The sequence below is a fragment of the Pelomonas sp. Root1237 genome (assembly GCF_001425055.1).
GTDB lineage: Bacteria > Pseudomonadota > Gammaproteobacteria > Burkholderiales > Burkholderiaceae_C > Pelomonas.
Genome location: NZ_LMDK01000019.1, coordinates 117,763 through 133,377, shown reverse-complemented (window position 1 = coordinate 133,377; position 15,615 = coordinate 117,763). Strand labels below are relative to the sequence as shown.

Annotated in this window: 14 protein-coding genes; 5 read left to right on the top strand and 9 right to left on the bottom strand. The window is 67.3% G+C overall.

The window, feature by feature from the left end:
- Nucleotides 1–116 precede the first annotated feature (116 nt).
- Nucleotides 117–1,049 carry a LysR substrate-binding domain-containing protein gene (locus ASC91_RS23425; protein ID WP_056202855.1) on the bottom strand — a complete coding sequence of 311 codons (933 nt, stop codon included), beginning with the start codon at nucleotides 1,047–1,049 and terminating at the stop codon, nucleotides 117–119.
- Nucleotides 1,050–1,147: 98 nt separating this feature from the next.
- On the opposite strand from ASC91_RS23425, the gene ASC91_RS23420 reads away from it, so the two are divergent.
- Nucleotides 1,148–1,906 (top strand): SDR family NAD(P)-dependent oxidoreductase, encoded by a 759-nt coding sequence (locus ASC91_RS23420; protein ID WP_056202853.1) that lies wholly within the window; start codon nucleotides 1,148–1,150, stop codon nucleotides 1,904–1,906.
- A 28-nt stretch (nucleotides 1,907–1,934) separates the two neighbouring features.
- On the opposite strand, the gene ASC91_RS23415 is transcribed toward ASC91_RS23420, so the two are convergent.
- From ASC91_RS23415 to ASC91_RS23390, 6 genes are all read right to left on the bottom strand, one after another.
- Entirely contained in the window at nucleotides 1,935–2,912 is a 978-nt protein-coding gene (locus ASC91_RS23415) for a hypothetical protein (protein ID WP_056202850.1), read from the bottom strand.
- A 13-nt stretch (nucleotides 2,913–2,925) separates the two neighbouring features.
- Complete coding sequence (locus tag ASC91_RS23410) at nucleotides 2,926–3,660, bottom strand: amino acid ABC transporter ATP-binding protein (RefSeq protein WP_056202848.1); 735 nt, start codon at nucleotides 3,658–3,660, stop codon at nucleotides 2,926–2,928.
- 17 nt (nucleotides 3,661–3,677) lie between these two features.
- Complete coding sequence (locus tag ASC91_RS23405; protein ID WP_056202845.1) at nucleotides 3,678–4,343, bottom strand: amino acid ABC transporter permease; 666 nt, start codon at nucleotides 4,341–4,343, stop codon at nucleotides 3,678–3,680.
- Nucleotides 4,343–5,086, bottom strand: coding sequence for an amino acid ABC transporter permease (locus ASC91_RS23400; protein WP_056202842.1), 744 nt, complete (start codon nucleotides 5,084–5,086; stop codon nucleotides 4,343–4,345). Before ASC91_RS23400 ends, ASC91_RS23405 begins: the two co-directional genes overlap by 1 nt.
- Nucleotides 5,087–5,166: 80 nt before the next feature.
- Nucleotides 5,167–6,054, bottom strand: coding sequence for an amino acid ABC transporter substrate-binding protein (locus ASC91_RS23395; RefSeq protein WP_056202840.1), 888 nt, complete (start codon nucleotides 6,052–6,054; stop codon nucleotides 5,167–5,169).
- 108 nt (nucleotides 6,055–6,162) lie between these two features.
- Complete coding sequence (locus tag ASC91_RS23390; protein WP_056202837.1) at nucleotides 6,163–7,080, bottom strand: LysR substrate-binding domain-containing protein; 918 nt, start codon at nucleotides 7,078–7,080, stop codon at nucleotides 6,163–6,165.
- 219 nt (nucleotides 7,081–7,299) lie between these two features.
- Between ASC91_RS23390 and ASC91_RS23385 the strand changes: the two genes are divergently transcribed.
- The 3 genes from ASC91_RS23385 (at nucleotide 7,300) to groL (ending at nucleotide 10,320) form a co-directional block, all read left to right on the top strand.
- Nucleotides 7,300–7,971 (top strand): PEP-CTERM sorting domain-containing protein, encoded by a 672-nt coding sequence (locus ASC91_RS23385; RefSeq protein ID WP_056202834.1) that lies wholly within the window; start codon nucleotides 7,300–7,302, stop codon nucleotides 7,969–7,971.
- A gap of 310 nt (nucleotides 7,972–8,281) precedes the next feature.
- On the top strand, nucleotides 8,282–8,572 hold the full coding sequence (locus ASC91_RS23380) for a co-chaperone GroES (RefSeq protein WP_056202831.1): 291 nt from the start codon (nucleotides 8,282–8,284) through the stop codon (nucleotides 8,570–8,572).
- Between the two features lie 98 nt (nucleotides 8,573–8,670).
- The gene (gene groL / locus ASC91_RS23375; protein ID WP_056202828.1) at nucleotides 8,671–10,320 is read left to right on the top strand and encodes a chaperonin GroEL; all 1,650 of its coding nucleotides are present in this window, start codon (nucleotides 8,671–8,673) and stop codon (nucleotides 10,318–10,320) included.
- 114 nt (nucleotides 10,321–10,434) lie between these two features.
- Here groL and ASC91_RS23370 read toward each other — a convergent pair whose 3' ends face one another.
- Both ASC91_RS23370 and ASC91_RS23365 read right to left on the bottom strand, forming a co-directional pair.
- Entirely contained in the window at nucleotides 10,435–11,262 is an 828-nt protein-coding gene (locus ASC91_RS23370) for a MipA/OmpV family protein (protein ID WP_162247855.1), read from the bottom strand.
- A gap of 29 nt (nucleotides 11,263–11,291) precedes the next feature.
- Nucleotides 11,292–13,475 carry a tetratricopeptide repeat protein gene (locus ASC91_RS23365; protein WP_056202824.1) on the bottom strand — a complete coding sequence of 728 codons (2,184 nt, stop codon included), beginning with the start codon at nucleotides 13,473–13,475 and terminating at the stop codon, nucleotides 11,292–11,294.
- An 88-nt stretch (nucleotides 13,476–13,563) separates the two neighbouring features.
- On the opposite strand from ASC91_RS23365, the gene ASC91_RS23360 reads away from it, so the two are divergent.
- A complete protein-coding gene (locus ASC91_RS23360) occupies nucleotides 13,564–15,615 on the top strand; it encodes a DUF1631 family protein (RefSeq protein WP_056202822.1) in 2,052 nt (683 codons plus the stop codon).

Here is a 15,615-nt window from a genome sequence, read left to right as displayed (position 1 = left end):
GGCGCATCCCTGCTTTGGGCGGTCTGCTGCGTTGCAAATCCTCGCCATAGCCAAGCTATGGCTGTGGTTTGCGCCTTGCAGCCCATCCCAAACCAGGGCGCGCCGCATCGCGGGACCTATTCAGCGCTCCCCTGGGCATCAAGCCGGTCGGCCAGCCGGCCCGCCAGCCAGTCCATGAACACGCGCACCCGGCGCGGCGTGTGGCGGCGCTGGCTGAGCACGAGTCGCACGGGCAGCGGCGCGGCATCGAAACCGTCGAGCAGCTGGACCAGAAGGCCGTCGGCCAGCAGATGCCGCACGCCCTGCAGGGGGAACTGCGCGACGCCGGCGCCTGCCACCGCCGCGGCCTGGTAGGCGTCGGTGTTGTTGACGGTGACGCGTGACGGCAGGGTCAGCGTGCGCTCCTGCCCGGCGGCGTCCACCCAGTCGAAGCGCGGGCGGCGGTCGGCCCAGCTCTGGCTGTAGTGCACGAGGTGGTGGCCCTGCGCGACCAGGTCGTCCGGCGTGGCCGGCGTGCCATGCGCGGCGAGGTAGCCGGGACTGGCCACGTTGACCATGCGCATCTGCCCCAGCGGCCGCGCCACCAGCAGCGGGTCGTGCACGGCACCCACGCGCAGCACGCAGTCGAAGCCCTCTTCCACCAGGTCGACGCGGCGGTCGGTGCAGCTCAGCTCCACGGTCACGCCGGGGTGGGCGGCCAGGAATTCCGGCAGGGCCGGCAGCACGGCGTCCAGCGCCAGCCGCACCGGCATATCCACGCGCAGCCGGCCGCTGAGCTGCTGGTCTTGCTGGAACAGCGCCTCGATCTCGCCGGCGTCCGCCATCAGCGCGCGGGCCCGCTCCGCGAGCAATTCGCCATCCGACGTCAGGCTGACCCGCCGGGTGGTGCGCTGGAAGAGCCGCGTGCCGAGTTGCGCCTCCAGGTCGCGCACCACCTGGCTGACGCGGCCCTTGGGCATGCCCAGCTCATCGGCAGCCCGGCTGAAATGGGCCAGTTCGGCCACCTGCAAAAAGACGCGCAGCGAAGCGAGGTCGAGATTGGATGTCATTCAAAGCACAGTCATTTCAGCTGCGGCGACTTTATCCACATCAGAACGAACAATAAATTTCACTCCGTCCACAAACCCCATCCTCTGACGGAGCTGATATGAGTTCTTCCCCCATCACCCTGATCACCGGCGGCAGCCGCGGCCTTGGCGCCCAGATGGCGCTGGCCCTGGCCCGCGACGGCCACGACATCGTGCTGACCTACCGTGAAGCCGCTGCGGCGGCGGATGCCGTCGTTGCACAAATCCAGGCCCTGGGCCGCCGTGCGCTGGCGCTGCCGCTGGATGTGGCCGACCCGACGAGCTTCCCGGCCTTCGCCGAGCGCGTGGGCGCCGGCCTGAAGGCCTGGAATGCCAGCCAGCTCGACGGCCTCATCAACAACGCCGGCGCCGGCGCGCATGCCAGCTTTGCCGAGACAACGCCGGCCCAGTTCGACGCGATGCTCGCCATCCACCTGAAAGGCCCCTTCTTCCTGACCCAGGCCCTGCTGCCCTTGCTGGCCGACGGCGCGAGCGTCCTCAACGTCTCCAGCGGCCTGGCCCGCTTCACCATCCCGGGCTATGCCGCCTACGCGGCCATGAAGGGGGCGGTGGAAGTGCTGACCCGTTACCAGGCCAAGGAGCTGGCGGCCCGCGGCATCCGCGTCAACACGCTGGCGCCGGGCGCCATCGCGACCGACTTCGGCGGCGGCGCGGTGCGCGACAACGCGGAGCTGAACCGCTTTGTCGCTTCGGTCACGGCGCTGGGCCGGGTCGGCGAGGCCGAGGACATCGGCGGCGCTGCGGCCGCGCTGATGCGCCCCGGTGCGGGATGGATCACCGGCCAGCGCATCGAAGCCTCGGGCGGCATGTTCCTTTGAATCAGCGCGTCGGGATGGCGCGGCGCGGCTAGGCGGCGCCGCGGCCCTGCTGGCTGGTGAAGTAGGCCACCTTGCGCGCGCGCATGACCTCGCCCAGAGGCCGGTGCGCCACCAACGCCTGCCAGGGGTCGAAGACACCGGCTTCGACGCGAGCGATGAAGTCGACGTCGGTCGACGGCGCTTCCAGCGTCAGCTCGGCCACGTCGACGAAGGGCGCGACGGACTCGGGCCATTCGACGGACGCGTCCTCCAGCGGCGTGCGCGCCTCGTCGACGAAGAACTGCAGCTGCAGCCGGTACTTCAACGGGCCGGCCGCCGCCTGGGCAGCGAGATCGCCGGCCCAGTCACCGTTGACCTCGGTACGCGGCTTCAGCCCGGCGGGCGGCAGCAGGCGCAGCTTGACGGCGGCGGGGCCGCAGCTGATGGGCAGCGTGCTGGCAAAGGCCTCGGTCGCGAAACCCGTGAAAGGCTTGCTGGCCGTCGCCGCCAGCTTCTTGAGCTGCTTGAAGCCGCCGATGAAGCCGAAGGTCTTGAACATCCAGCCGATCACTGCGCCCGGGCTGCGGCCGGCTGCCTCGACGAGACCGAAGAAATGGCGGCTGTCGGGAAACGCAAAGGCCGTCTGGTTGATCAGCGACAGGTCCTGGTGATCGGTGCGGCCGCCGAGGGCCGCCTCACCATCGACGCCGAAGACCCGCATCGCAAAGCCGCGGATGTCGGGCCGGCGGTTGCTCTGCTTGTCCATCGCGCCGTTGGACAGCCGCACCCAGACCTCATGCTCACCCGGCTCGGCAAAGAGGCCGTGGCGGGCATGCCCTGGCAGGCCCTGCGGCACACGCAGCCGCCCGCGCACCGCGGCAACGCCCTTGCGGTGCAGTGCACGGCCGGCGCCGAAGCGCTCGTCCTTGCGCTTCTGCATCTCGGCCATGGCCTTGGCGGCGGCAGCGTGGCGAGCAGCTTCGTCGGCCGCGATGACTTCTCTCCATCCCGTGCCGACGCTGCTCATCACGGGCTCCTTCCTAGTGCTGGAGAATCTTCGCGAGGAAGTCTTTGGCGCGCGGCGAGCGCTCCTCGGGCTTGGTGAAGAAGTCGCTGCTGCTGCAGTCCTCGACGATCTTGCCCGCGTCCATGAAGATGACGCGATTGCTGACCCGCTTGGCAAAGCCCATCTCGTGGGTCACGCACATCATGGTCATGCCCTCGTGGGCCAGTTGCACCATCACGTCCAGCACTTCGCCGACCATTTCAGGGTCCAGCGCCGAGGTGGGTTCGTCGAACAGCATGACGATGGGGTCCATCGACAGCGCTCGCGCGATGGCCACGCGCTGCTGCTGGCCGCCAGAAAGCTGGCCGGGAAACTTGTCCTTGTGGGCGCTCAGGCCGACGCGGTCCAGCATCTTCAGCCCGCGGGTCTTCGCGTCGGCCGCCGAGCGGCCCAGCACCTTGATCTGCGCGATGGTCAGGTTTTCGGTCACCGACAAATGGGGAAACAGCTCGAAATGCTGGAACACCATGCCGACGCGCGAGCGCAGCTTGGGCAGGTTGGTCTTGGGGTCGGCGATGGAGATGCCGTCGACGACGATGTCGCCCTTCTGGAAGGGCTCCAGCGCGTTGACGGTCTTGATCAGCGTCGACTTGCCCGAGCCGGACGGCCCGCAGACGACGACAACCTCGCCCTTCTGGATGGTCGTGGTGCATTCGGTCAGCACCTGGAAGCTGCCGTACCACTTGGAGATGTTCTTGATATCGATCATGGCGGACTCGATTCGACTCAACGGATGATGGCGATCTTCTTCTGCAGCTCCCGCACGAGGCGGGACAGGCCGAAGCAGATGACGAAGTAGACGACCGCAGCCGCCAGATAGGTCTCGACGGGGCGGTTGAAGTTCTTGCCGGCCACTTCGAAGCCCTTGAGCAGGTCGTACTCGCCAACGGCATAGACCAGCGAGGTGTCCTGGAACAGGATGATGGTCTGGGTCAGCAGCACCGGCAGCATGTTGCGGAAGGCCTGGGGCAGCACCACGTAACGCATGCTTTGGCCGTAGGTCATGCCCACGGCATACCCGGCGTTGACCTGACCGCGCGACACCGACTGGATGCCGGCACGCATGATCTCCGAGTAGTAAGTGGCCTCGAACAGCGTGAAGGTGATGAAGGCCGACATCTGCCCGCCCAGCGGCCCGACGAGCTTGGGGATCAGCAGGAAGAACCACAGGATCACCATCACCAGCGGGATGGAGCGCAGCGTGTCGACGTAAAACGCCGCCGGCACAGACAGCCATGGCTTGCTGGACAGCCGCATCATCGCCAGCAGCGTGCCCAGGATGATGCCGCCGATCATGGCCACCAGCGTCAGCTGGATGGAGAACCAGAAGCCCTTGGCGACGAAGCTCTGGACGACCGCCCAGTTCACGAAGGAATAGTCGAGATTCAGCATCACTTGCCTCCCGACTGGCCGGGGATGCGCACGCGCGCCTCAATGAACTTGGCGATGCGGTTGATGGCGAAGGCCGAGACGAAATACAGCGCGGTGACGGGGATGTAGATCTCCTCGAAATGAGACGTCTCTTCGGAGGCCTGCTGCGCGAACTGCGCCAGCTCGGGGATGCTGACCGCGAAGGCGACCGCCGAGTTCTTGACGATGTTCATGCTCTCGCTCGTCAGCGGCGGAATGACGATGCGGAACGCCATCGGCAGCAGCACGTGGCGGTAGGTCTGGGGCAGCGTCAGGCCCATGGCCAGGCCGGCGTAGCGCTGGCCGGTGGGCAGGGTCTTGATGCCGGCCTTGACCTGCTCGCCGATGCGCGCGCTGGTGAAGAAACCCAAGGCGAAGACGACCAGCACGGAGGACGGCACGGCCTCACGCAGCACCGGGAACAGCGATGGCAGCACGTGGTACCAGAGAAAGACCTGCACCAGCAGCGGGATGTTGCGGAAGAGCTCGGTCCACGCCTCGCCGAAGCGCGCCAGCCATTTGTTCGGCGCGGTGCGAGCAATGCCGATCAGCGAACCGACCACCAGCGCCAGCACGAGGGCCAGCAGCGAGACGCTCAGCGTCCAGCCCCAGGCGTTCAGCATCCATTGCAGATAAGTCTGCTCCTTGCCGCCCGGGCCGAAGCAGCCAGCAACGGCCTCCCCGGTGGCGGTGTCATTGCAGTAGAACTGCCAGTCCCAACTCATGGCCCTCTCCTCAAGCCTCTTAGCTAAAGCAAAGCGGGTGCCAGGCACCCGCTTTGCGGTGGTTCAGGTCGATGCGCGAATCACTTCTTCGCGTAGTCTTCCATCGGCTTGTCGTTGGGGTTGGCCCAGGCGTCCTTGGTCGCAGTGGACACCGGCAGGCCAATCTTCGTGTTGGTCGGCGGGATGGGCTGCATGAACCACTTGTCGTAGATCTTGGCCATCTCGCCCGACTTCATCATGGCCTTGATGCTGTTGTCGACCGCGGTCTTGAAGCCCGGGTCGTCCTTGCGCATCATGATGGCGATCGGCTCGACCGACAGCACCTCGCCGACGATCTTGAAGTCGGCCGGGTTCTTGGACGTGGCGATGTTCTTGGCCAGGATGGAGCCGTCCATGACGAAAGCGTCGGCACGGCCTGAGTCCAGCAGCAGGAAGCTGTCGGCGTGGTCCTTGCCGAAGACTTCCTTGAAGTCCACGCCGTTGGCGCGCTCGTGCTTGCGCAGCGTCTGCACGGACGTGGTGCCGGTCGTCGTCGCGACGGTCTTGCCGTTGAGCTGGCCGATGCCGGTGATGCCAGAGTTGGCCTTCACGGCGATGCGCACTTCCTCGACATAGGTTGTCACGGCGAAGGCGACGTCCTTCTGGCGGGTGGCGTTGTTTGTCGTGGAGCCGCACTCCAGGTCGACGGTGCCGTTGACGGTCAGCGGGATGCGGTTGGCCGATGTGACCGGTTGGTACTTGACTTCGATCTTGCTGCCCAGCTGCTTGCGCAGGTCGGCAACGACGTGCTCGCAGACATCGATGTGGTAGCCGACGTATTTGCCATCACCGATGGTGTAGGACAGGCCCGACGATTCGCGCACACCCATCGTGATCGCGCCGCTGTCCTTGATCTTCTTCAGCGTGTCTTCGGCATGCACGGCCGAAACGCCGGCGAACAGGGCTGCGACGAGCAGAACTTTCTTCATGGAGACTCCAACAACAGGAAGTGGATATCGATAACAGCCGCGAGCAGACCACGCCGCACGCTCAGCCCGAATACGGGTTTACACGATGCATGCGCAAGCTGGATGAGGTCATGCCGCGGACGATAAATAGTCCCACAAAGCCAAGGAGGCTGGTTTGAGCCGGCGCGAAAGCTCGGGCTTTTCGCGATAGATGCGCAGCTCCATGCTGACGCTGAAGGTGCCCGGCGCAGCGGCGGGCACGAGGCGGCCACTGGCGATCTCCTTTTGCACCGAGCTGGCGGGCAGGAAGGCAAAACCATGGCCTTCCAGCGCCATCGCCTTCAGGCCTTCGGCCATGTCCGTCTCGTAGATGGCGTCGAGGTTCAGCGCGCAGTCCGCCTCCTTGACGATAAGCTCGACCAGGCGGCCGAGATAGGCGCCGGCCGCGTAGCTCAGGAAGGGAATCTTCTGGCCCGGCCGTCCGGGCAGCCGGAACATCGGCTCGCCCTGACTGTCGGCCCTGGCATACGGCGACAAGGTCTCGTGGCCCAGCGACACCATCTGGTAGCGCTCCGGGTCCAGCTGCAGCGGCTGGCTGGCGTGGTGATAGACCAGCAGCAGATCGCAATTGCCTTCGCTGAGCTGCAGCATCGCGTCATGCACATTGGCCGCGTTGAGCCGGCACTTGATGGCGCCGAAGCCGCGTCTCAACCCCATCAGCCAATGCGGGAAGAAGGAGAAGGCCAGCGAGTGCGGCACGGCGAACTCGATCATGTCCTGGTCGGCCGCCTGATGGCTGCGCAGCATATTGCGCGTCGCCTGCAGATTGCCCAGCAGCTCGACGGCCTGGGCCAGCAAGGTTGCGCCAGCGGCCGTCAGCCGGGTCGGATAGGAGGATCGATCCACCAGGTCGACGCCGGCCCAGGCCTCCAAGGCCTGAATGCGGCGCGAGAATGCCGGCTGGGTCACGTGGCGCAGCTGGGCGGAGCGGGAAAAGCTGCGCGTCTCGGCCAGGCTGACGAAGTCTTCAAGCCATTTGGTTTCCACCCGAGGCAGTGTAGCCAAGGCCTTCTGCCAGCCGCGCGATCTAGCGAGTCATCTCGGCAACTCATATATGCGCGCGCATTACCTCTTCACCCCCCTAAGCGCGGCCCCTAGGTGCTTGACTCCCCCTCAACTGAAGGGGCACAACGCGGCCCGGCGCGCAGGTGCTTGTTTACAGTCCGCCCAACAACCCAACTCGAACAAACCCGGACGGAGAACGCCATGCGCGCGACGAGCAAACTTCTGGCACTCGCCTTGACGGCCACCATGCAATCGGCGATGGCCGGTGCGGTCTTCTTGGACTTCGAGGACGTGCAGACCATGGAGCAACTGACCTCCCGCTACGCATCCAAGGGTGTCGTGGGAAGTGGCGCCGCCTGGGCGTCCACGTCTGAAGCCTGCAGTTATGGCCCGAATGGTGATGCCGGCGCCATCAGCTTTTCCCGCACCGGCAGCTGCGGCGCGCTCTTTCTCGCTCAGGACTGGACCAAGCCTGCGGTGGCAGGTATCCAGAGCCTGACGCTGGACCTCGCGGACGGCTTCGTCGACGCCCTGTCTTTCGTCTACTCGGGCAGCACCCTGGGCATCAATCTCTCGGTTCACGTCTACGACGCCAGCGGCAAGGAACTCGGCGGCGGCCTGAACGGTCTCACCGGCGCTGAATGCAACAGCTACGTGTTCTGCAACTGGTCCAACCAAATCACACTGACGTTCCAGGGCGTGGGCCGCACAGTGGTGTTCTCGGCGAACGACCAGGCTGTTCTGCTCGATGACCTCAGCTTCAAGACCGTCGACACGCAGCCTCCTGGCCGCCTGCCCGAGCCCGCCAGCATCGCTCTGACCCTGGGCGCCCTTGCGGGCCTGGGTTGGACACGCCGTCGCGTCGCTCGCTAAAGCAGCGCCTCACGCCTCAAGAACGACCGCTACGGCGGTCGTTTTTCATTGGGGCCCACCCATGTGCGGTCGATGACTGCGGCAAACGGCTGCCCGGGTGGCGCAAAGGCGCGCTTCGCCGGTATATGGCAAGCCCCAGTTCCGCAAGGCTTGAATCGTCATCCGCCGTCCCTATAATGGCTTTCTGCTAGCACTCAACTCATTCGAGTGCTAACGAGTCGGGCCGACCGGTTTTCCGCTGGCGGCCCCGTTTTTTTCGGCGAGCCGCGATTGCCGCGGCCGCTCCGGTTCCAACTCTCAAGGAGATTCCATGAAGCTGCGCCCCCTGCACGATCGCGTGATCGTTCGCCGTCTGGAGCAAGAAACCAAGACCGCCTCGGGCATCGTCATCCCCGACAACGCCGCCGAGAAGCCTGATCAAGGTGAAGTCCTGGCCGTCGGCCCGGGCAAGCGCAATGACAAGGGTGAGTTCGTGGCCCTGAACGTCGTCGTCGGCGACCGCGTGCTGTTTGGCAAGTATTCCGGCCAGACCGTCAAGGTCGACGGTGACGAGTTGCTGGTCATGCGCGAGGAAGACCTCTTCGCCGTGGTGCAAAAGTAATAGCTTGCGGGACAGACCGAAGCGCGCAGCGCGAGTTCTGTCCCCAACTGATTCAGAGAATTCGACTCTGACCCCAATTTAAGTATTCGGAGAATCAAATGGCAGCAAAAGACGTGATCTTTGGCGGCGAGGCTCGTGCCCGCATGGTTGAAGGCGTGAACATCCTGGCCAACGCGGTCAAGGTGACCCTAGGCCCCAAGGGCCGCAATGTCGTGCTCGAGCGCTCGTTCGGCGCCCCGACCGTGACCAAGGACGGCGTGTCCGTGGCCAAGGAAATCGAGCTGAAGGACAAGCTGCAGAACATGGGCGCGCAGATGGTCAAGGAAGTCGCTTCCAAGACGTCTGACAACGCCGGTGACGGCACCACCACCGCGACTGTCCTGGCTCAAGCCATCGTTCGCGAAGGCATGAAGTACGTGGCCGCCGGCATGAACCCGATGGACCTGAAGCGCGGCATCGACAAGGCGGTCACCGCCCTGGTCGCCGAGCTGAAGAAGGCCTCCAAGGCCACCACCACCTCCAAGGAAATCGCGCAAGTCGGCACGATCTCCGCCAACAGCGACCATGAAGTGGGCCGCATCATTGCCGAAGCGATGGACAAGGTTGGCAAGGAAGGCGTCATCACCGTTGAAGACGGCAAGAGCCTGGACAGCGAACTCGACGTCGTCGAAGGCATGCAGTTCGACCGCGGCTACCTGTCGCCCTACTTCATCAACAACCCGGAAAAGCAAGCCGCGCTGTTGGACAACCCGTTCGTGCTGCTGTACGACAAGAAGATCAGCAACATCCGCGATCTGCTGCCGACGCTGGAGCAAGTCGCCAAGTCGGGCCGCCCGCTGCTGATCATCTCGGAAGACGTGGACGGCGAAGCCCTGGCCACGCTGGTGGTCAACACCATCCGCGGCATCCTGAAGGTCGTCGCCGTCAAGGCGCCTGGCTTCGGTGACCGCCGCAAGGCCATGCTGGAAGACATCGCCATCCTGACCGGCGGCAAGGTCATCGCCGAAGAAGTCGGCCTGACGCTCGAGAAGGTCACGCTGGCCGACCTGGGCCAGGCCAAGCGCGTTGAAGTGGGCAAGGAAAACACCACCATCATCGACGGCGCCGGCGCTGCCGCTGACATCGAAGCCCGCGTCAAGCAAGTGCGCATCCAGATCGAGGAAGCCACCAGCGACTACGACCGCGAGAAGCTGCAAGAGCGCGTGGCCAAGCTGGCCGGCGGTGTTGCCGTCATCAAGGTCGGTGCTGCCACCGAAGTCGAGATGAAGGAAAAGAAGGCCCGTGTCGAAGACGCGCTGCACGCCACGCGCGCAGCCGTTGAAGAAGGCATCGTGGCTGGTGGCGGCGTCGCGCTGCTGCGCGCCAAGCAAGCCGCTGGCGCCATCAAGGGCGACAACGCTGATCAAGACGCCGGCATCAAGCTGGTCCTGCGCGCCATCGAAGCACCGCTGCGCGAGATCGTCTACAACGCCGGTGGCGAAGCCTCCGTCGTCGTCAACGCCGTGCTGGCCGGTTCGGGCAACTACGGCTTCAACGCCGCCAACGACACCTATGGCGACATGATCGAAATGGGCATCCTGGACCCGACCAAGGTGACGCGCACTGCCCTGCAGAACGCCGCATCCGTCGCGTCGCTGATGCTGACGACCGAAGCCATGGTCGCCGAGTCCCCCAAGGACGAAGCAGCCGGTGGCGGCATGCCTGGTGGCATGGGCGGCATGGGTGGCATGGGCGGTATGGATATGTAAGACATTGCGGGACAGACCTGGCGGGCGTACTCGCCCGACAGCTCTGTCCCCAACTGATCAAGCATTCAGGAAGGGGCTGCGCGAGCAGCCCCTTTTCTTTTGTGCCTGAGGTTCTCAGTCGCTCGCTCGGGCGGCTGAGCGCGCGAACGTATAGGTCAGCCCGATGCCGACGCTGGCGCCCGTGGTCTGGCGTACAAGCGGACTGTCGCGATTGGCGGCCCCAGCCACGCTGTCGACACGTCCGATGGCAAACAGACGCACATCCGGCGTCAGCTGGTGCGACACCCCGCCCTTGAGCCGCCAGGCAATCAAGCCGGCGCGAGCCGCATAGGCCGGCCGATCCGCCAGCGCCTCGTTCGGCGCGACGGTGTAATAGGTCGCCCCGAGGCGACGGTCGCCGAACAGCACTCCCGCACTGACGCCATAACTCCAGCCCGCCCTGGCGCGGTGCTCCAGAGCCAGCTCCGGCTCCAGGCTCATGCCGCGATGCCGGCGCAGGTCGCTCGCCTCGAACACGCCGCGCAGCGGCAGCTCGAAAGTCAGGCTGTCAGCGGCTTTGCGGCCGTTCAGATACCAGCGACCGACGGGCCCGAACTCCACCAGCGAACGCAGCCGCGGCATGCCCTCGCGCGCCCGCAGCTCCTTACCGCCAGCACTCAGCGAGCCCGCGAAGGACACATCCAGCTCGAAGCTCTCGGTGCGCACCGCCCGCAACCCCGCGCCCGCGTCATCGGCCCGCAGCACCTTGCCGCGGTAGATGACGTAGGGCAGCACCGGCGTGCGCGTGACCTGCTGGTCTGCTCCCGGATAGGCCTGCTGCGACAGCGCGCCGGCGGCCACACCCAGCTCCCACAGCGGCAGCTCAGAGGGCTTGGTCGCGGCGTCATCGGCATGCACGAGAGTGGCCGCACAGGCCAGGCTGAAACCGAGGAGGCATTTCATGGGCGAGAGGTGGATGGCGACGGCGCGCATCATGCCTGCACCTGCGCCACCCAGCCCGCTGCGAAGCGCTCGGCGTCACCCAGGGGGCTGACTGCCATGCGTTCACGCAGCCCGGCGCGCAGCGCCGCCAGGCCCGCGCGATCTGCGGCCCAGCGTACCGCCAGGCGCACATAGTCCTCCGCGTCCGACGCCACCCAGTCTTGCGCCAGCCCCAGCGTCTGCATGAAGCTCAGGCCCTGACGCGAGATCGGCGCCGGCCCCGGCAGCGTCAGCACCGGCACGCCCATCCAGAGCCCGTCCAGCGTCGTCATGCCGCCGCTGTGCGGGAAGGGGTCGAGGGCAATATCGATGCGCCCGAAGTCGCAGAGATAGTCGGCCAGCGGCCCCGGCCCCTGCAGGTCCAGCCGGGCCGTATCACCCGGCCAGCGGCCGAACAGGGCCGTGCGCTCCGCCTCGTGCTGCAGACCGGGCGCCTTCAGCAGCAGCCGGCTGTCGGGCACCGCCTCCAGCACGCGCGCCCACAGCGCCAGCACTTCGTCGCCGAGCTTGTGCAGGGCATTGAAACAGCCGAAGCACATCGGTCCTTCCCGCATGGCCACGGCAGGCGCCTCGGCGGGCGGCGCATAGACCGTGAAGCTGTCGGGCAGCCGCAGCAAAGGCTCCACAAAACCGGCTTCGGCGCCCTCAGGCAACAACCAACGGTCGCCGATGAAGCCATCCATCTCGGCCAGCCCGGTGCTGCCTGCATAGCCCAGCCAGCTCAACTGTCGCGGCGCCGGCCGGCGCGCGAACACGCCCAGGCGATGACCGCCCGTGTGGCCGTTCAGGTCGATCAGCACATCGATGCCATCGGCCGCGATGCGTTGCGCCAGCGTCGCGTCATCCCAGCCGGCCACGTGCAGCCAACGCGGCGCGGCGGCCCGCAACCGCAGGGTCAGTTCATCGTCGCCACCATGGTTGGCGTAGACGAAAAGCTCGCAACGCCGCGCCAGCGCCGGCAGCCAGGCCTCGGCCAGCCGCCCGACCGGATGGCCGCGCAGGTCGGCCGACACCAAGCCGACGCGCAAAGGCCCAGCCGCGCGCGCGGGCCGCGAAACGGCAGGCGCCGCCACAGCCTGACCGAAGGCCTGCGCCTCGCTCCGCAGCTCGGCACCCTGCTGGCGATATGCACGCAGCAGCAAACGGTCGCTGCGTGCGGTCAGCAGCGTCGGATCGAGGGCAATGAGGCGGCTCAGCACCACATCGGCCTCGTCCAGGCGGCCCTGCTGCTTCAAAGCCTGGGCGAGGTTGCTCAAAGCCTGGGGCGACGTCGGCGCGTCGTCCAGCGCTTGACGGTAGGCGGCCACAGCCTGTGCATGCCGTCCCTCGCGCAGCCGCAGCCCGCCCAGGTTGGCCAGCGCCGCCGCCCGGCGCTCGCCGGCCAGGCCCGTGGCCAGAGCCGCCGTCAACACCGCCTCGCCGCGCTGCGGCCGCAGCAGGCTCAGATTGCAGGCGGCTTCGGCATGGCCGGCATCCAGCGACAGAACCGCCTCCCAGGCGTCAACAGCGCCCGCCGCGTCGCCGACCTCCTGCAGCAGGTTGCCCAGCGCGAAGCGGTGGGCGACATCCGCCGGCGCTAGGGCCACGGCCTCGCGCAGCCTGGCCACCGCTTCACGAGGGCGCCCGGCTGCGGCCCAGGCCGTTGCGGCATGCCCGCGCAGACCCGCATCCGCCGGGCGTGCTGCGATCGCCTGCTCGAAGGCCTGCGCCGCATCCGCGTGGCGCCCCAGTGCCAGCAGCGCCCGCCCGCGGTTGCCCAGGGCAGCGACCAAGCCGGGTTGCAGCGCGAGGGCGGCCTCAATGGCGGCGAGGGCCTGGGCCGGCTCGCCCAGCGCCAGCAGCGCGTTGCCGAGGTTGTTGTGGGCGCCCGGCAGGCGCGGCTGCAGCGCCAGCGCTCGCTCATAGGCGGCCCGCGCCTCGGGCCAACGCTGCCGCGAGGCCAGCAGGGCGCCGAGATTGGCCGTCAGTTCGGCATCGTCCGGCAACAGGGCCAGGGCGCGCTCCAAGGCCGGTAGCGCGTCCTCGCCCAGCATCTGCAGGGCCACGGACAGGGCCTTCCACAACGTGCCGTCCTGGGGATGCTCGGCGAGCAATGCGCTGGCCTGCGCGGCCATCTCGGCATGGCGCCCAGCCTGGAAAAGCGTGAAAAGGTTCTGAAGTGCGGCGTTTGCCATGTGGTTGAGGGGTCGGTAAGAGGGGGCAACACATCGGGGTGCACCAGCCTGGCGCCGGATAATCTCATCACGCCCCTCGATAGCGTCCATGCCCTTCAGCCCGAACCCTCACGACCTGCTTGACCACGCGCTGACCGAAGCCGGCCCGATGGCCCGCGACCTGCTCAACAGCGTGCAGGATGAGCTCGAAGCGCAGCCCCAGCACTATCCACTGCGCGAGGCCTGGCGCAAGGTGCGCGCGCATTTCGCGGCCGACTTCGAGGGCAAGCTCATCGAGCTGCTGCAGGCCGGCCGTCGCGGCGACGATCCCCTGCACCGCTCGCCCGCCCAGCTCGGCGGCCTGGAAAGCCTCAGCCTCGTCGACGAACACCAGGCGCTGCAGGACGTGGCCATCGCCCATGTCGCCCATGCAGCCGAGGACATGAGCCGGGCCGAGCTGCACCAGATCGGCAACTTCTTCGCGGCGCTGCGCGGCATCGCACGGGCCCGCGAGCGCGACAACCCGCTGCGCCCGGCCCTCTACGCTCACGCACTTCACCATGCGCTGGCGTCCAGCCCGCTCGGCGCCCAGACCCAGTACGAGCTGATGCGTGTGGCCGCGACACCGCTGGCCCGCGCCCTGAACCGCCTCTACACCCAGGCCTGCGCCACGCTGCGCGCCGCCGACATCAGCGACATGGTGGCCTCCCACGGCCATGCCCAGACCGACCCGCTGGCCCACCAGCGCCTGGCCGCGGCCCGCGGCGTCAGTACGCGGCCAGCCGCTCATGGCACGCTGGACGGCCTGTCGCGCCGCGTCGACGCGGTCAACTCCCGGCCGCAGGGCCTGGCGCCCCACAGCCCCGTCACCCAGCGCGGTCCGCTGGCCCCGGCGCCCTTCGTGCGCTCGACGGGGCCGGACATGCTGAGCCGGCTCTATGACCAGATCCTGGCCGACCCGCGCCTGCTGCCGCCGCTGAAGGCGCTGCTGGCGCGACTGCAGATCGCCGTCGTGCGCCTGGCACGCAGCGACAGCATGCTGCTGCGCCGCCAGGACCATCCCACCTGGGCATTGCTGAACCGCGTCGCCGCCCACGGCATGGCCTTCGAGCGCGCCGATGACGCCCGCCTTGTGGATTTCCTGCGCTTCATGGAAGCCGAGGCCCAGCTCCTCGTCGACGCGCCCACGCCCAACGCCCTGCTCTTCCAGCAGGTGCTGGCTCGCGTCGACGCCCACATCGACCAGCAGGCCCGCCAGAGCAGCGAACGCAATGCCGTCGCGCTGGCGGCCCTGGAGCGGGAACAGCTGCGCAGCGACTGGCGCGAGCTGATCCGCGATCAGATCGACCACCAGATCACCGGCGCCCCTTTGGGCCCGCGCATGCACCGCTTCCTGCAGACGGCCTGGGTGGACGTCATCGTCGCGGCCATGGTGCGCCACGGCCGCGACTCGCACGAAGCCCACGCGGCGATGGAGATGGTCGACGCCGTGCTCGACAGCCTCATCACGCCGCGCGACCTGGCCGACCGCGAGGCCCTGCGCATGCGCCTGCCCGTCCTCATCGAGCGCCTGCTGACCGGCTGCGAAAGCATCCAGCTCTCCGAAGCCAAGCGCGAGCCGGCCCTGTCCGAACTGATGGCCCAGCATGCCCGCCTGCTGCGCGGCCTGCCGGCGCTGGACCCCGCCGAGCGCCGCCCCGCCGCCCCGCCGCCCGCCTCGCCCACGGCGAGCAGTGCCGCGCCCGCCTCGGCCGACGAGATCGTCCAGCGCCTGATGGAGGAGCGCGATTCCCAGGTGCCTTCGCACTGGCTGAGCGTCGACGTCGACCGCGGCGAACTGCCGACTGTGCCGGTGCAGCTCTACAACCAGCACGATTCGCCGGATGCGCGCGCGGCGCTGCAACGCTGGATCGATGGCCTGCAGATCGGCCGCTGGTTCCATCTCTTCATCCAGGGCGACTGGCATACCACCCAGATCGCCTGGATCAGCGAGGGCCGGCAGTTCCTGCTGTTCGTCGGCCGCGACTCCGACGAACGCCTGCCGCTGACCCGCCGCGCGCTGGAGGCGCTGCTGTCCAACGGCCTCATCACGGCACTGGAAGACGATAACGTCGTCCAACGCGCCGTGGACACGCTGATGAGCGACCTGGACGGCGGCTGA

What these genes read in the sequence shown, in the direction of transcription:
- ASC91_RS23395 (WP_056202840.1), bottom strand. Translation starts at nt 6,054, where the DNA reads ATGAAGAAAGTTCTGCTCGTCGCAGCCCTGTTCGCCGGCGTTTCGGCC.
- ASC91_RS23380 (WP_056202831.1), top strand. Translation starts at nt 8,282, where the DNA reads ATGAAGCTGCGCCCCCTGCACGATCGCGTGATCGTTCGCCGTCTGGAG.
- ASC91_RS23420 (WP_056202853.1), top strand. Translation starts at nt 1,148, where the DNA reads ATGAGTTCTTCCCCCATCACCCTGATCACCGGCGGCAGCCGCGGCCTT.
- ASC91_RS23360 (WP_056202822.1), top strand. Translation starts at nt 13,564, where the DNA reads ATGCCCTTCAGCCCGAACCCTCACGACCTGCTTGACCACGCGCTGACC.
- groL (WP_056202828.1), top strand. Translation starts at nt 8,671, where the DNA reads ATGGCAGCAAAAGACGTGATCTTTGGCGGCGAGGCTCGTGCCCGCATG.
- ASC91_RS23405 (WP_056202845.1), bottom strand. Translation starts at nt 4,343, where the DNA reads ATGCTGAATCTCGACTATTCCTTCGTGAACTGGGCGGTCGTCCAGAGC.
- ASC91_RS23410 (WP_056202848.1), bottom strand. Translation starts at nt 3,660, where the DNA reads ATGATCGATATCAAGAACATCTCCAAGTGGTACGGCAGCTTCCAGGTG.
- ASC91_RS23370 (WP_162247855.1), bottom strand. Translation starts at nt 11,262, where the DNA reads ATGAAATGCCTCCTCGGTTTCAGCCTGGCCTGTGCGGCCACTCTCGTG.
- ASC91_RS23385 (WP_056202834.1), top strand. Translation starts at nt 7,300, where the DNA reads ATGCGCGCGACGAGCAAACTTCTGGCACTCGCCTTGACGGCCACCATG.
- ASC91_RS23415 (WP_056202850.1), bottom strand. Translation starts at nt 2,912, where the DNA reads ATGAGCAGCGTCGGCACGGGATGGAGAGAAGTCATCGCGGCCGACGAA.
- ASC91_RS23365 (WP_056202824.1), bottom strand. Translation starts at nt 13,475, where the DNA reads ATGGCAAACGCCGCACTTCAGAACCTTTTCACGCTTTTCCAGGCTGGG.
- ASC91_RS23400 (WP_056202842.1), bottom strand. Translation starts at nt 5,086, where the DNA reads ATGAGTTGGGACTGGCAGTTCTACTGCAATGACACCGCCACCGGGGAG.
- ASC91_RS23425 (WP_056202855.1), bottom strand. Translation starts at nt 1,049, where the DNA reads ATGACATCCAATCTCGACCTCGCTTCGCTGCGCGTCTTTTTGCAGGTG.